19 protein-coding genes and 1 pseudogene are annotated in these 14,185 nt (G+C 69.7%); 7 read left to right on the top strand and 13 right to left on the bottom strand.

The annotated features are described in order from the left end of the window. From ABZ471_RS35270 to ABZ471_RS35290, 5 genes are all read right to left on the bottom strand, one after another. Positions 1-1,268, bottom strand: a 1,268-nt coding sequence (locus ABZ471_RS35270) for a hypothetical protein (protein WP_359072321.1), incomplete at its 3' end; no start/stop codon positions are given. Positions 1,269-1,344: 76 nt separating this feature from the next. After that, positions 1,345-1,683 (bottom strand): RRQRL motif-containing zinc-binding protein, encoded by a 339-nt coding sequence (locus ABZ471_RS35275; protein ID WP_359072322.1) that lies wholly within the window; start codon positions 1,681-1,683, stop codon positions 1,345-1,347. After that, positions 1,683-2,690, bottom strand: a complete 1,008-nt coding sequence (locus tag ABZ471_RS35280) for a DUF2637 domain-containing protein (RefSeq protein ID WP_359072323.1) — start codon at positions 2,688-2,690, stop codon at positions 1,683-1,685. The genes ABZ471_RS35275 and ABZ471_RS35280 overlap by 1 nt, the downstream gene beginning before the upstream one ends. After that, positions 2,687-2,974: a DUF6303 family protein gene (locus ABZ471_RS35285; RefSeq protein ID WP_359072324.1), complete on the bottom strand. Its 288-nt coding sequence runs from the start codon at positions 2,972-2,974 to the stop codon at positions 2,687-2,689. The genes ABZ471_RS35280 and ABZ471_RS35285 overlap by 4 nt, the downstream gene beginning before the upstream one ends. After that, positions 2,974-3,225 carry a DUF6284 family protein gene (locus ABZ471_RS35290; protein WP_359072326.1) on the bottom strand — a complete coding sequence of 84 codons (252 nt, stop codon included), beginning with the start codon at positions 3,223-3,225 and terminating at the stop codon, positions 2,974-2,976. Before ABZ471_RS35290 ends, ABZ471_RS35285 begins: the two co-directional genes overlap by 1 nt. Positions 3,226-3,691: 466 nt before the next feature. Between ABZ471_RS35290 and ABZ471_RS35295 the strand changes: the two genes are divergently transcribed. Then, positions 3,692-4,465, top strand: a complete 774-nt coding sequence (locus ABZ471_RS35295; protein ID WP_359072328.1) for a GntR family transcriptional regulator — start codon at positions 3,692-3,694, stop codon at positions 4,463-4,465. Beyond that, positions 4,462-5,022: a GNAT family N-acetyltransferase gene (locus ABZ471_RS35300; protein ID WP_359072330.1), complete on the top strand. Its 561-nt coding sequence runs from the start codon at positions 4,462-4,464 to the stop codon at positions 5,020-5,022. Before ABZ471_RS35295 ends, ABZ471_RS35300 begins: the two co-directional genes overlap by 4 nt. 264 nt (positions 5,023-5,286) lie before the next feature. Here ABZ471_RS35300 and ABZ471_RS35305 read toward each other — a convergent pair whose 3' ends face one another. The 6 genes and pseudogenes from ABZ471_RS35305 to ABZ471_RS35330 all read right to left on the bottom strand — a co-directional run bounded on the left by ABZ471_RS35305 (position 5,287) and on the right by ABZ471_RS35330 (position 8,530). Further along, the gene (locus ABZ471_RS35305; protein ID WP_359072331.1) at positions 5,287-6,324 is read right to left on the bottom strand and encodes a GAF domain-containing protein; all 1,038 of its coding nucleotides are present in this window, start codon (positions 6,322-6,324) and stop codon (positions 5,287-5,289) included. Between the two features lie 132 nt (positions 6,325-6,456). After that, entirely contained in the window at positions 6,457-6,744 is a 288-nt protein-coding gene (locus tag ABZ471_RS35310; protein WP_359072333.1) for a hypothetical protein, read from the bottom strand. A gap of 68 nt (positions 6,745-6,812) precedes the next feature. Then, positions 6,813-6,917 (bottom strand): annotated as a pseudogene (locus tag ABZ471_RS35315) (FtsK/SpoIIIE domain-containing protein); the annotation flags it as partial. Positions 6,918-6,960: 43 nt separating this feature from the next. Continuing rightward, positions 6,961-7,383 carry an arsenate reductase ArsC gene (locus ABZ471_RS35320; RefSeq protein WP_359072335.1) on the bottom strand — a complete coding sequence of 141 codons (423 nt, stop codon included), beginning with the start codon at positions 7,381-7,383 and terminating at the stop codon, positions 6,961-6,963. A gap of 26 nt (positions 7,384-7,409) precedes the next feature. Further along, positions 7,410-8,153: an MIP/aquaporin family protein gene (locus ABZ471_RS35325; RefSeq protein ID WP_359072337.1), complete on the bottom strand. Its 744-nt coding sequence runs from the start codon at positions 8,151-8,153 to the stop codon at positions 7,410-7,412. Continuing rightward, on the bottom strand, positions 8,150-8,530 hold the full coding sequence (locus tag ABZ471_RS35330; RefSeq protein ID WP_359072340.1) for a metalloregulator ArsR/SmtB family transcription factor: 381 nt from the start codon (positions 8,528-8,530) through the stop codon (positions 8,150-8,152). Before ABZ471_RS35330 ends, ABZ471_RS35325 begins: the two co-directional genes overlap by 4 nt. 80 nt (positions 8,531-8,610) lie before the next feature. Here ABZ471_RS35330 and ABZ471_RS35335 point away from each other — a divergent pair, with 80 nt between their 5' ends. After that, positions 8,611-9,081: an ArsI/CadI family heavy metal resistance metalloenzyme gene (locus tag ABZ471_RS35335; RefSeq protein ID WP_359072342.1), complete on the top strand. Its 471-nt coding sequence runs from the start codon at positions 8,611-8,613 to the stop codon at positions 9,079-9,081. A 9-nt stretch (positions 9,082-9,090) separates the two neighbouring features. Here the strand turns inward: ABZ471_RS35335 and ABZ471_RS35340 are convergent, their stop codons facing one another. Beyond that, a complete protein-coding gene (locus tag ABZ471_RS35340; protein ID WP_359072344.1) occupies positions 9,091-10,587 on the bottom strand; it encodes an FG-GAP and VCBS repeat-containing protein in 1,497 nt (498 codons plus the stop codon). 228 nt (positions 10,588-10,815) lie between these two features. Here ABZ471_RS35340 and ABZ471_RS35345 point away from each other — a divergent pair, with 228 nt between their 5' ends. Beyond that, positions 10,816-11,709, top strand: coding sequence for a calcium-binding protein (locus tag ABZ471_RS35345; protein WP_359072346.1), 894 nt, complete (start codon positions 10,816-10,818; stop codon positions 11,707-11,709). A gap of 75 nt (positions 11,710-11,784) precedes the next feature. On the opposite strand, the gene ABZ471_RS35350 is transcribed toward ABZ471_RS35345, so the two are convergent. After that, a complete protein-coding gene (locus ABZ471_RS35350) occupies positions 11,785-12,276 on the bottom strand; it encodes a helix-turn-helix domain-containing protein (protein WP_359072347.1) in 492 nt (163 codons plus the stop codon). Positions 12,277-12,358: 82 nt separating this feature from the next. Here ABZ471_RS35350 and ABZ471_RS35355 point away from each other — a divergent pair, with 82 nt between their 5' ends. The 3 genes from ABZ471_RS35355 (at position 12,359) to ABZ471_RS35365 (ending at position 14,163) form a co-directional block, all read left to right on the top strand. Next, positions 12,359-12,733, top strand: coding sequence for an HGxxPAAW family protein (locus tag ABZ471_RS35355; protein ID WP_359072349.1), 375 nt, complete (start codon positions 12,359-12,361; stop codon positions 12,731-12,733). A gap of 97 nt (positions 12,734-12,830) precedes the next feature. Beyond that, positions 12,831-13,706 carry a DUF2797 domain-containing protein gene (locus ABZ471_RS35360; protein ID WP_359072351.1) on the top strand — a complete coding sequence of 292 codons (876 nt, stop codon included), beginning with the start codon at positions 12,831-12,833 and terminating at the stop codon, positions 13,704-13,706. Between the two features lie 100 nt (positions 13,707-13,806). Next, on the top strand, positions 13,807-14,163 hold the full coding sequence (locus ABZ471_RS35365; protein ID WP_359072353.1) for an antibiotic biosynthesis monooxygenase: 357 nt from the start codon (positions 13,807-13,809) through the stop codon (positions 14,161-14,163). The last annotated feature ends 22 nt before the right edge of the window (positions 14,164-14,185 follow it).

Here is a 14,185-nt window from a genome sequence, read left to right on the forward strand (position 1 = left end):
AAGCGGAAACCGGACACGTGCACTCCTTCACTGACCTGCGAAGTGGTGGGGATGGTGGGTGTGGTGGGGATCTGTGCGGCGGGCCGCTGGACGTGGTCGCCGATGCCTTCGGTGGCGTCCTGGGCTGCTTCGGCGTCCGCCGCGGCCTCCTGCTGGCCGAGCTGCTGGCGGATCGCCGCATCCCTGCCGGTGCGCTGCGCGGTCGCCGCTCGGATCATTCGCCAGTAGAGGCGGCGGCCCAGGTTCATCAGCCCGGGGATGTCGAACTTGCGCCCGATCGGTGTGGTCAGGCAGCCGAGGACACCGGCGGGCAAGGAGAGCAGGGCGGCGAGCAGCCTGCGGCCCTGGAAGCGGGCCGAGGACCTGCGCAGCGCCTTACGGGCAGCCCGCCGCGCGGGCGCCTTACGGACCGCGCCGCGCTGGGCAGCAACTGTGGCGGCGGTTTTGCGGTCACGTGCGGCGCGGCTCTTGGCGATCGCCGCATCCCGTATGCCGCGAGCTTTGCGTGCCGCTGCTCCGAGCGTGCGGCCTGCCAGGCTGCGCCGTCCGGCACGGCTGGTGAGTCCGGCACCGCCGCTGGTTTTGGCGTTGCGGCGGGCATCGGCGATCGCGCGGCGAGCCGCGGTGGTCTGTGCTCGCTGTCCGGCCCGCGAGCCGGCCGCGGCCTGCTGCGCCGCACGCAGCGCCTTGACCTGCCCGACCCGGCCGGGCGTCTTGCCGGTTGCTCCGGTGGTGGGCTTCGTAGCGCTGCGCCCGGCACGGTTTCGCGTGTTTTCGCCTGGTGCCGTGCCAGCGTGGCGGGTAGCCGGGCCAGCTCCGAGCCTCTGGCCCGGCACCCGCCCCGACCGGCCAGTGGCGCCCCCTGGCCGGGAGGCGGCGGGCGAGCGGCCGCCCGCCCGACCGGCTGTCCCTGCGCTGCGTAGGCCCGCCGTCCGAGCAGCCGTACGGCCAGCAGCACGCGCTACGGCTCGCCGGGCTTCACGGCGAGGGTTCGACCTGCGGGAACGGACGGCGGCCACGGTCCCGAGGACCGCGGCGCCGGTGGCCGCGGCCACCGCGGCGACGGGACCGCCCGCCAGAGAAGCGGCGGCGACCATGCCCACGGTCGTGTTCGCCCCGGACAGGGCAAGCGGAACGACCGGCCAGCCACCGGGCGTGTGCTCCACACTGTCGGTGGCCTGCGCCGGAGCGGGTGCAGTCTCGGGCGGCGGGGAGGGCGGTATCGGGGCAGCCTGGAGGGCTACCGGCTCTGTGCTCAGATCCGTCATGCTGAGTGCACTCCTTCTCGGAGTAGGGCCCGGCCAGGGCTGTAGGAGGCGGTTGGCCGGGCCTGCCAACAAGGGGTCAGGCGACGCGCTGTTCCTCGGAGAACTCGCAGGTGGCACACATGCCGATCGAAAGCGGGATGACGTACCCGGCATCCCGCCGGCACTGCGGGCACTGGCGGCGTGCAGCGTTGGCCTTGGCCAGCGCCTGCCACTTCGCGGGCGTCATGGGCCGGACAGGCTTGGCCTGCTCGATCGAGTACAGGTAGGCGACCAGCGGGCCGCGGCGGCGCCGCGGACGTTCCACCTGAGCCGCCACGTCCTGCCCGCCAGGCCGCAGCCCGAGCGCGCGCAGCTGGCGAACGGTGGCCAACCCCTCAGGGGCCAGCCGCCAGGGGTAGACCGGGACCGCGGCCATCAGCGGCTCGCGATTGCCAGCTCAGCCCCGCCCGAGCCGGGGTCGCGGTGTTCGGCGTAGCGGGCGGACACCCACCCCACCGACCAGCCGCACAGCTCGGCCGCGGCCCGCACCGGCATTCCTCCGAGGAACGCGGCGGTCACGATCCGGCGGGCTTCGTCCTCGGGCAGCTTCCCGGCTGCCGGGCCACGCTCAAGGAGTTCGGCGCGTTCACGCTCCGCCGCATCTTCCCGCTCCCGCTGTTCACGCGCGCGGGCTTCCTCACGCTCGCGGTGCTCCCGGGCGGCTCGTTCGGTGGCCTCCTGCTGAACGCGTTCACGCTCTTGCTCGCGCTGTTCACGCTCGCGTTCACGGCGTTCACGCTCAGCCCGATCGACTGCCTCCCGGGTGGCCTGCTGCTCGCGCTCCTCGCGCCGCCGGCGCTCCTCACGCTCCGCCGACTCACGGGCCAAGCTCGCTTCGTGCTCACGCTGTTCACGCGCCAACATCGCCGTGTGCTCGCGCTCTTCGCGGGCCTGCTGCCGGGTGGCCTCCTCGCGGTCGCGGGCGGCCTGCTCGGCTGCTTCCCGCTCGGCCCGCTGCCGCGCTTCCAGCGCCGTCACGGCGGCCGTGATGGCGCGGCGGTATGCAAGGCCGGTCTCTGCGGTGACGATCAGCAGGAGCGGTGCTACCGCGTGCACGGCGACGCCGACCAGGTCCTTCTTCAGTGCGGAGTCGGCCGTGTTCAGGGCCAGGGTCATGGCGCCGGTCATCCACCGCAGCACCACCGGCCACCTGCCGCCGTGCCCGCCCAGACGGGCGAGGACGGAATCGAGGCGGACCACGATGACCACCGCGGCATCCACCACCAGCGGCAGAATCGGTGCCGTCCAGTCCCACTCATCGGCGGTGTGCGCGGCCATGAGCGGGGTGACGGTCAGGATCGAGAACAGCATCGCGCCGCACACGATCAGCCACGTACCCACCGACAGCGCGCGCTCGGCTGAACGGATCTGAACAGCGTTCACGCGCCCACCTCCGCCCGTGAATCCACCCACGTGGAGGCGAGCAGCCACACCGGCGAGGCAGGGTCATCAGGGTCCGCGCTGAACTCCGTCCACTCCCACTCAGCACCCGGCGCCTGCACGAACCCGAGGCCCGTGAGCGCCTCCGCGCGTTCCGTGAACGTCGGCACCTGCTCACCCGGCCCGAACCCGTGCTCGGGCCACGGCACGCCGGCACCCCGCACCATGACGTACAACCGCCACCCGGCCTGGCCCTGGGACAACAGGGCCCGGTACTCCTTCGCCATCACGCCACCTCGGAGGCGCGGTTGGCGATCACCACGCGGGCGGCCAGCACCCGGTGCCGGCCACGGCGAGCGCGCCGCTGGTCCAGCTCGGACGGCGCCCGGTCCAGCAGCGCGATCCGAACGTCCAGCTCCTCGACGTCCGCGAGGATCGCGGGCATCTCCGCCTCGATGGCGTCCAGCTCCGCATCCGTCGGTTCCATCCACTCCGCGAACGCGGTAACAGCGTCCTGAACTGTGACGATGTGCTCCATGGGTCGTGACTCCTTAGCTCTGGAACGGCCCGAACAGAGCCCCCGGTGTTCGCGCACCGGGGGCTCACGCCGTTGAAGTCGGTAGATCCGGCTCCCCTCAGCGCCGCTCGTGCGAGACGAGCAGCGGAGGCAACCGGCCCGCAGAACCGCTGCGGGGTCGGTTGTGCTGTTCCGCGCGCAGGGCGACCCCGCACGCGCCCGCCCTCTCACGCACAGCGATGGGGCGGTTGTCTTACTTCGACACTCTGTTGAGTTCTCAACCAGCGGGCGCTTCCTTCGTACTCACCCCTGCGGGGCTTTCCTCCGGGCACTGTCAGTGCAGGCAGGCACGCTTGAAGGTGTTGTGCCACCTGCTCAGCTTGTTGGTACAAGCTGATGCAGTGATGCTGCACCCACGGACAGTGAGTCGTCAAGGGGGTTGGCCTACATGTACCAACAAGTTGCGCGAGTGCGTCATGATGAGGGCATGAACAAGCAGCCGAAGTACCGGCAAGTCGCCGATGCCCTGCGCCGCGAGATCGACAACGGCACGTTCCCGCCGGGGTCGCGGCTGCCCTCCGAGAACGACCTACAGCAGCGATTCGACGCGTCGCGGAACACCGTCCGCAACGGACTGAGCCTGCTGGTCAGCGAAGGATTGCTGACGTCCAGCCAGGGGCTCGGCTACGAGGTCAAGTCGCACGAGGTGTTCGAACTCAATGCGTCCCGATTCGAGAATCTGAACTTCCCGCAGAACGGGGACTCGTACAACACCGACGTCACCAACGCGGGTCGACGGCCGCATCAGACGTTCCGAGTCGAGATGCTGCCGGCGCCGGAGGAGATCGCTAAGCGTCTGAACATCGCGACGGGTACGAAGGCGGTATTGCGGTTTTGTCATCGCTATGTGGACGACGTTCCTTGGTCCACGCAAGCCACCTACTATCCATCGTGGCTGGTAGACGCGTCACCGCGACTTGCCGAGCCAGGAGACATCGAAGAGGGAACCACGCGGTACCTAGCAACTCAGGGCATTGAGCAGATCGGGTACTTCGACGAGATCGCCGCGCGGATGCCGACACCGGAGGAGGCGCGCTTGTTGGAGATCGGCGCTGGAGTTCCGGTACTGCTTTGGACGCGTACCGGGTACTCCGAGGATCGGTCCATCCGGTGCACCATCACCACCTTCCGGGGTGACCTCAACCGGATGAACTACGAGATCGGCGACCTAGCCGGCCGAAGCGAGAACGAGCCTCAGTGAGAATCATCCCAGCCCACCCAGACGACGTCTTCAGGCTGCTGGCCTTCCGCGAGGAGGCCGCAGCCTGGCTTTCTCGTCTCGGTACCGACCAGTGGCGACGCCCCTACCCCGCTGACAAGCTGCTGGAGACGATCGAGGCAGGGATTGTCTTCATGGCTGTGGACGGTGATGCGACGGTCGCGACCATCACCCTGACTCCTGATGCAGAGGCAGGGCTCTGGACAGAGCAGGAACTCTCGGAGCCATCTCTGTTCATCAACAAGCTCACCGTTGCGCGGACGCATGCCGGCGCGAACGTCGGCGGGCGCCTGCTCGATTGGGCGGGGGATCGGGCCTACCGGGCGGGAGCCAAGTGGCTCCGTCTGGATGCGTGGACGACAAACGAGGGGCTCCAGACGTACTACCTTCGGCAAGGGTTCGAACACGTTCGAACAGTCCTTGAGGGGGTGGCAGTGAACGGCGGGCCTCGCGTATCGGGTTGGCTCGCTCAGCGTCCAACGCGTCCGGCAGACCACGGCTTTACAGACGAAACGCCAGCTCCGGGCCCCATTGCCTGACATCAGTAACTGACATCAACAGAGGCGTACAACCGCGCACAGTGGCGCACGGCTCGCTGGCCGAGGGGCCAGGGAGGCCACCAAGAATCCAGCACACGAGCGTCCCGTCAGGATGGTGCACGCGCCTACGGATCAGAAGGTTGCAGGTTCGAATCCTGCCGAGTGCACACAGGTAAGAAGCCCCGGAGAGATCCGGGGCTTCTTGCGTTTCAGGGGCGAACAGCAATCTGTCTGTGGACGGACCCGTGGGCGGGTATCCCGCTCCTACACAGCGTCGACGGCCGGACGTCGGTCTCCGCTGAGGTCGAGCTCCATGGTGAAGGCTGCGCTCTGGGGGGTGCCCTCCCAGCCGCGCCAGACGTGCACGTGAACGAGCCTCTTGCTGCGGAGTCCACGTATGTCCCAGTCGGCCCTCAGCTCGCGGGCGACAAGGGATGCGACGTACTCCGCGTCCTCGTCGGGGCTGTTGGTGGTGATCCTGCCGCGCCACTGGGCGGGGTGGGCTCCGTATACGCGCCACCCCACGGAACCGTACGGTTCGTCCACCCGGTACACCCAGTGGGTCACCCCGTTCGTGATCTCGGCCCCCTCCGGGAGTGCCGTGCGCTGGTGGAGGGCGGTGCCGTTGTGCGGCAGGCGGGCCGAATGACCGTCGACACCTCGGCCGGCCAGGTGCCGTGCGATGGCCTCCCCGGCGAGCTGCCCGTAGAGCTCCATGGTCCGGAGGTCTTGATCGGCCGGCCGGCCGGGCTGCGACGCGTGAGTCGAGATCATCCCGACCAGCCGCCCGGCGCGATCGACCAGCGGCGTTGACTGAACCGAGCGCACCCCTGCGGCACGGAAAATCTTCTGGTGCGGGGTGAAGGCCGGGTCCTCGCGGACGTCGGGCGTGACTGCCTGGGCGCCCTGCCAGGCGGCCCGTCCGCAGACCGAGCGGTTGTCATGGACCACCGCGAAGTGGTCGAGGAACTCCTCGTCGAAACCAGACTGGGTGACCAGGACCAACGAGTCGTCGAGTGGGTTCAAAAACTGGATGTTCCCAAACTCGGCACCGATGAGAGTCATTGCTCCCTCGGCGATCCGCGGAAGTACAGCGGACAGCTCAGGGGCGTCGCGCAGTTCTGCGGCTTCATCCTGCAGGTTCTTGAGGGCCGATGGCTCATCCAGGCTGAGAGCGACCCATGCGGCGAGTTGGTCGGCTCTCTGCGTGACCGACACCTTGCGCGCAGGCCGTGGCCGCGCCGAACGATAGGTGGTGGTCACATGCTCAAGCGGCCCCACCAGATTCTGGAAGTGGTTCATGTGCACCACACCCTCGGATCAGGTGCCCTTGTGACGAGTTTACGTATCCGTTGCCACGCTGCACAGTCCTCCACCAAAGACCGGAGGCCCTGTGGAGCAATCCACGGGGCCTCCGGCTTTGCCTTCTGCGGGTCAGTTCGGGGCGATGGCGTTCAGGATCGCCGATGCCACGTGGTCGGCGGCGTTGCGGTGGCCGCGGGCGTTGGGGTGTACGACGGCCGGCCGGTCGTCGTGGTCGAAGATGCCCTCGACCCACGGGCCGGCGTCACAGACGCTGTGGTGCCGGGAGGAGTCGTAGAGGTTGACGAAGGTGGTGGAGCTGTGGGCGTCGGCCGACTTCTCGATGACCTTGTTCAGGGGTTCCAGGACGTGCTGGCGCAGCCAGTCCAGGTCGCCCTGGGTGATCGTCCGCGCGACCACGGTCGGCGATGCAGCTCCCGCCGGCTGTCCTGTTCGCGATCATCAGGCGGCGCAGTCGGTCTACGGTGGCCGACGAGAGCAACCGGCTGAGGTGCGAGTCCGGCGATCAGGTGCCGCAGGTGTGTGGACTTGCCGGACAGGGTTGTGCCGTGGGTGAGTTGGTGCGGGAAGGCGGCTCCGATCCCCTCGCGACGCCGCGCACACCGGTTGGCACAGTCACGCTTGTCCTGCCGGGGCGATCTCGTCGAGCAGGCCCCGGATGCGCATTTCGATCTCGTCGCGGATCGGGCGGACGGCTGCGACTCCCTGTCCGGCCGGGTCGGGGAGCTGCCAGTCGAGGTAACGCTTGCCGGGGAAGACGGGGCAGGTGTCGCCGCAGCCCATGGTGATGACGACGTCGGAGGCCTGTACGGCTTCCACGGTGAGCACCTTGGGAACCTCGGTCGAGATGTCGATGTCCACCTCCGCCATGGCTTCCACGACGGCGGGGTTGACCGTGTCGGCAGGTGCCGAGCCGGCGGAGCGGACCTCGACGCGGTCACCCGCCAGGTGGGTGAGGAAGGCGGCGGCCATCTGTGAGCGTCCGGCGTTGTGGATGCAGACGAACAGGACGGAGGGGCGCTCGGCGGGAGTGGTCATGGGGGTGTCTTTCTGGGCGTGGCGGGTCAGGAGCCGGAGGGAGCGGCGAGTGCGGGTTCGCCCTGGGTGGGGACAGCGCCGGACTGCGCTGACGCGGGGCGGGCGAAGACGGCGGCCACAAGGCCCAGGCCGAGTACGGCACCGGCGATCTGCGCTGCGATGAACGGGCCGACCGATGCCGGCGCGATGCCGGCGAACGTGTCGGTGAAGGCGCGGCCGATGGTGACGGCCGGGTTGGCGAACGACGTGGAGGACGTGAACCAGTAGGCCGCGCCGATGTAGGACGCCACGGCCACCGGCGCGAAGTGGGCCCGGCCGGTGCGTCCGAGCCCGAAGATCAGCAGGACGAGTCCGGCGGTCGCGACCAGTTCGCCGAGCCACAGGTGAGCGGCGGAGCGGTCATGGGTGGACCACTGCACCAGGGGCTCGGCGAACATGGCGTCGGCCAGGGCGGCGCCGCCGATCGCTCCGGTTGCCTGCGCGGGGACGTACGCGGCTACGTCCCGAAGGGGCAGCCCGTCGGGGGTGCGGCGGCCGGTGTACCAGGCCGCGAGTGTGACGACGGGGTTGAAGTGCGCGCCGGAGACCGGACCGAACAGCGCGATGAGCACGCCCAGGCCGAAAACGGTGGCCAGCGCGTTGGCCAGCAGCTGCACGCCGACGTCGTCGGTCAGTTCCGTGGCCTGGATTCCGGAGCCGACCACCACGGCGACCAGGGCGGCCGACCCCACGGCTTCGGCGAGGGCCCGGCGCCCGAGCGAGGCGCTCACGCGGTCGTCTCCGTCTTCTGCGTGGTCGCCAGGAACGCGGACAGCCGGTCCAGGGTGCCGGGAAGCACCCAGTAGTAGACCCACGTGCCCCTGCGCTCGCAGTCGATCAGACCCGCCTGCCGAAGCAGCTTCAGGTGGTGCGAGATCGTCGGCTGGGACAGGTCGAAGGCCGGGGTCAGGTCGCACACGCAGACCTCGCCGCCCGCCCGCGAAGCGATCATGGACAGCAGGCGCAGCCGGACCGGATCGCCCAGCGCCTTGAACAGCTTCGCCAGCTCGGCCGCCTGGACGTCGTCCAGAGGCGCGGTCAGCAGTCCCGGACAGCAGGCAGCGGCCTCTTCGTCCTGGCCGAGAACCACAAGCTCTTGCTTCGACATTCTTCTATGTTGACGATTCTCGATCCAAGGCGCAAGCTCTGTATCGACAGGCATCAATGCAAGCAGATGGGAGTCGTGTCATGTCCCGTGCCCAGCTCGCCCTGCGCGTCAGTGACCTCGAAGCGTCGATCACCTTCTACTCGAAGCTCTTCGGCACCGAACCGGCAAAGCGGCGCGAGGGCTACGCCCACTTCGCCATCGCCGAGCCCCCGCTCAAGCTCGTCCTGATCGAGGGCGAGCCCGGCCAGGAGACCCGCCTCGACCACCTCGGTGTCGAGGTCGAGTCCACCGACCAGGTCAACGCTGCCACCACCCGGCTCAAGGACGCCGGCCTGGCCGCCTTCGAGGAGAACGACACCTCCTGCTGCTACGCCCTCCAGGACAAGGTCTGGGTGCACGGCCCCGGCAAGGAGCCGTGGGAGGTCTACGTGGTGAAGGCCGACGCCGACACCCTCGGCAAGAGTGCCGGCCTCGACGCCACCGACGACGGCTGCTGTGCCACCAGGCCCGCCGAACCGGCCGCTGTCTCTGCGGGTTGCAGCTGTGGCTGAACCTCGTGGCTACTGGTCTCCGGAGTGGGAGATCGTCGACGTGATGCGGGAGTTGTGCAGTCCGCCGCCGAACTGCGGGTAGCCGTTCCAGGAGAGCCCGGCGGCGTAGCCGTCGGTGTGGAAGGCCCCCTGGACGACGAGCGTGCCGCTGTTCGACGGCAGCGTGGTGACCATGCCCTTGCCCGCGTTCGCGTAGCGGGAGCCGACCGTCAGGTCGGCCTTCTTGTCCCCGTTGAGGTCGGACAGCAGCACGTCGCCGCCGAAGCGGGCGCCCAGCTGGTTGACGCCCGGCATGCCCGGGACGAGGTGGTGCAGGTTCTGTACGGAGGAGGTGTCGACGCCCTTCGCGGTGCCGCACAGGACGATGACCGTGCCGACGTCCTTGAAGGTCTGGGACGTGAAGGCGAAACTCTCGCGCGGGGTGCCGATCGCGAGGTCCTTCCTGCCGTCGCCGTCGACGTCCCCGACCGAGACGGCGTCGCCGAAGCGCTCCAGACTCTCCGGGTCGCCCGGGATCGCGCCGGTGCTCTGGTCGATGCTCTGGGTGTGTCCCGAGGGGCCGCTCTGCGAGCCGTAGTTGATGATCACCTTGCCGGCGGCCAGCTTCTTGGGTCCGGCGGCGGCCCACCACACACCGGTGACGATGTCGCCGTAGCCGTCGCCGTTCAGGTCGCCGATCGCGCCGCTGACGCCACCGGGGAGCAGTTTGGCGCTGGACGCCCTGAAACCGCCGGAGGCGCCGGGGAGGTAGTAGTTCACGTTGTGGTGCTTGCCGCCCGAGACGTTCCGGCTCTGGCCGTCGACCACGAGGTCGGTGCGGCCGTCCTTGTCGACCCTGCCCGCCGTGAGGTTGAGGATGCCGGCGGAGACGCCGGTGTGGAGGGGGAGGGGGACTGCCGCCTTCCGGCCGGGTGTGCCGTTCGCGGCGATGCCCTGGGAGAAGACCCGCAGGGTGGCCGAGGCCGAGCCGACCGCCAGGTCCGTCCTGCCGTCGCCGTCGAAGTCGCCCGCGGCGAGCGAGGCGCCGAACCGCGCCTGCCGGCCGGGAGCGGGGTTGGGCACGCTGACACCGCCGGTCAGGCCCTGCGGGGAGCCCCAGAAAATGTGCACGGCCCCGGAGTCGGCCCCGGCGTCGGTGTCCTCCTTCGGCGTGCCGACCGCCAGGTCCGTGTACCCGTCGGAGTTGAAGTCGCCGGGCGCGGTGGCCGCACCGAACAGGTCGGTGTCCTCGGCGGCACCCGCCGCCCCGGGCGAGTCCTGGCTGAGGATCGTGCGGCCCTCCAGGGAAGGGCCGGCCGGGGAGCCGTAGAACGCCGCGACCGCGCCGGCACCGCCGTGCCCGGAGACCTCGGCGCCGGGTGCGGAGACGGCGACATCGCTGTATCCGTCGCCGTTGAAGTCGTTCTCCACCCGGGGAGCGGCGGCCGTCGCCGAGGCGGCGAGCGGTCCGCCGACAAGCGTGGCGAGGATCGCGGTGGCCAAGGCCAGGCTGCTGCGTCTGCGCATGGCGGGTCTCCTGAAGTGCGTACGGAACGGACGCGGAGGAGACCCGCAAGGCGGTTCGAAAGTTGCACGTCACCGGGGTGACGAACCTTGTTCGGAAAATTTCCATGTTCCGTACAACCGTTCGCGCGACCCGTAAGTCTTGGGTAGGAGTCGCCAGACTCCTCAGACCCGTCGGGCCCGTGAGTCCCCCACCTCACCGAGGCCCCATTCCTCACTTGGGGAACATACATGCGCATTCGTGCCAGCCTGGCCGCCGCGGCTCTCTCCGGTGCCGCGGCCCTGACCGCCCTGGCCGTCCCGGCCGCGCACGCCGTGGACAACCCGGCTGCCGCCAAGGCCGAGCAGTTCAAGAGCGCCCACCAGGCGCTGAGCAAGCCGCAGTCCTTCGCCGCGTCGCCCGCCGCCAAGGTGGACGGCGACATTCAGGTGACCAAGGTCACCGTCAACGGCAACAAGGACGTCGTCGTCGGTAAGTCGCCGAAGTCGTTCAACGTCTACGTGACGGTGACCGACCCGTCGGGCATCGACCACGACCAGTACGGCGTGGACGTCGCCCTGTGGCACGGCACCGACCTGGAAGGCGGCGACTTCGACGGCTTCCTCTGGAACGAGAACGGCGCCGAGAGCTGCGACTACTGGAGCGCGACCGCCGCCACCTGCAAGTTCACCATCGCGGCCAATCCGGGCGAGTTCGACGGGCTGTGGGACAGCTCGCTCAACGGCAAGTGGAACGTCAAGGTCGACGCGTTCGCCAACGACGGGGACTCGTACTCGGACGACTTCTACAAGAACCACTGGATCAAGCGCGCCAGCAGCTTCAGCGGCTTCAACGCCTCCCCGGAGCCCGTCTCCAAGGGCAAGACCATCACCGTCACCGGCACCCTGAACCGCGTGAGCTGGACCTACGACAAGTACTACGGCTACGGCAGCCAGCCCGTCCAGCTCCAGTTCAAGAAGGCCGGCAGCAGCACCTACAGCACGGTCAAGACCGTCACGAGCAACTCCAGCGGCTACCTGAAGACCACGGTCACCGCCTCCGCGGACGGCACCTGGCGCTTCCACTACGCGGGCAACAGCACCTCGTCCGTCGCCGACGCCTACGACTACGTCGACGTCCGCTGATCAGCATCGCTTGAGACGAAGGCCCCGGAGAGATCCGGGGCCTTCGTCATGACCGGAATCAGGGCGACGCGCGTCTCAGCACTTCTCTTCCGGGTCGTTCCTGTTCAGCTTCTCCAGGTACTCGTGGGCCAGCGCCGTCGCGCGGGTGAACCAGTCCGTGATGACCGCCAGCTCCTCGGCGGAGTAGTCGGCGAACAGGGCCGTGAGGCGTTCGTAGTGGCCCACGTACACCGCCTCGACCCGGGTCACCGCGGCCGGTACGGCGGCCACGCGCACCCGGCGGCGGTCCGCGGGGTCGGGGCGGCGGGTGACGTAGCCGGCGCGTTCGAGGCGGTTGAGGATTCCGGTCACCGCGCCCGTGGTCACGTGGGCGCGGGCCGCGAGGTCGCCGGCCGTGAGCAGGTTCTCGCCCGCCTCCAGGACGAAGGCGAAACAGGTGAGGTCGGTGACGTTCAGTCCCAGCCGCCGGGCCAGCTCCTGCTGTCCGATCACGTGGGCGGCGATGAGGTGGTCCATCGCCGACAGTGCCTGTGCCGGGGTGGCGGGCGGTCGGGGCGTGCCGTCCATCTTTCTAAATCCCTTAGCTCGTGAGATATTCGGGGTGTGAATTCTTAGTCCGTGAGGGAATCTCGTCCCTGGAGGCGGCTACATGAGTCTGTACGACGAGGGTCACACGATCGCCGGCTGGACCGGGTTCGGTATCGCGACCGTCGGAAGCGGTGTGGTGGGGCTGGGAGTGTGCACGGTCTCCGTGCCGGCCCTTGTGGGCGGTCTGGCGATCGTGGGCGTGAGCGTCCTGGTCACCTGGGTGCTGCATCTGTCCGGGTGGGGCAAGCCGCCGGGGGTGCGGCCGCGCGGGCAGTGGGGGATGCGGACCCGGGACACACGGGCCAGGGAGGGGCACCCCGGGTGTGTCAGTTGCCGGCTGGCGGGGCGGGGGCGGCCTGCGGAGCACCCGGTGCCGGTGCCCGTGGTGCCGGGCGAGGCGCGCGCCGCATCGGTACCCCTGTCGCCTGCCGAGTGAACGTACTTTCCGCGCGCGGCGGTCGGTGACCGCCGGAGCCGTCCGGCAGCTGCCGCCCGCAGGGCACTGTCGGACCCGGCCTCTACTCTCGTGAGTGATGGCACACGTATGGACTTGCTCGGGACTGCGCTGGACGCCGGACGGCCCCGCGCTGGTGTGGGACGGCGGGCGGCGCAGTGCGCTCCCGTGGGGGAAGCGGGTCGCGTTCGCCGTCGCGGACGGCTCGGCGCGGCGGTGCGTCGGGGCCCGGGGGCATGCCTGTCCGCTGCGGGCCACGGTGCCCGGGCGGAGCACGGGGGCCCGGTGCGAGGAGTGCGCGCGGCTGGACCGGGCGCACTCCGTGGCCGCCGACACGATCGCCGATGATCCGCGGCCGTACCGCGTCTATCTGGCCTGGTTCGGGCCCGGCATGGTCAAGGTCGGCATCACCGCCGTCGAGCGCGGTTCGGCCCGGCTGCTCGAGCAGGGTGCCGTCTGCTTCAGCTGGCTGGGCACCGGCCCCCTGATGGCCGCCCGGCGCACCGAGGAGCTGCTGCGGGCCGCCCTCCAGGTCCCGGACCGGATCCCGTACGCCGAGAAGCGGGCGGTGCGGGCCGGGCTGCCGCGGACGGAGGGCGAGCGGGCCGTCGAGGTGCGGGAGTTGCACGCGCTTGCCGTCGCACTCGACGGGTGGCCCGAGTCGTTGACCCGGGAGCCATGCCAACCGGTCGATCACACTGTGGAGTTCGGACTCTCCGGCGTACCGGAGGCCGCCGTCGGTGATGTCGTCCAGCTGGTCCCGGGTGGGGCCGTGAGCGGTGAGCTGGTCGCTGCCGCCGGGCCCGATCTGCATCTGGCGGTCGACGGACGCGGGGTCGTCGTCCTCGACACGCGGCTGATGACCGGGTGGGAGCTGGCGCCGCTGCCCTCGGAGGCCGGCGTGTTCACGGTGCCGGTAAGGGAGTTCAGGAGGGAGCAGGACGGGCTGTTCTGAGGCACCGAGACCCGAAGAAGGTCAAGACTTGGATCCCGTACGGATCCCTTCGGGTAAGGTCCATGGACTCCCGGCGCCGCCGCCGGGCATCGTGGCCGACATGAGCGATCAGCCTGTTGCCCCTGTCAGCCCCACGCCGGCCTTCGAACCCCCTTACTACGCCGTCGTGTTCACCTCCACCCGCACCGACCGCGACCCCGACGGATACGCCGACGCCGCCCGTCACCTCTCCGGCCTCGTGCGCGACATCCCCGGCTTTCTCGGCGAGGACTTCGCCCACACCCCCGGCGGGCCCGCGATCTCCGTCGCCTACTTCCGGGACCTCGCCGGGATAGAGGAGTGGCGCCGCCACCCCGAGCACCTCGCAGCCAAGCGGCGCGGGCGGGAGCAGTGGTACGAGCAGTACGTGATCCACATCGCCCGGGTCGAGCACAGTCACGGGTTTGCGCGGACGTGAGTGGCTCCTCGCGCGCACGTGA

The sequence above is a fragment of the Streptomyces sp. NPDC005728 genome (assembly GCF_040630895.1).
Lineage (GTDB): Bacteria > Actinomycetota > Actinomycetes > Streptomycetales > Streptomycetaceae > Streptomyces.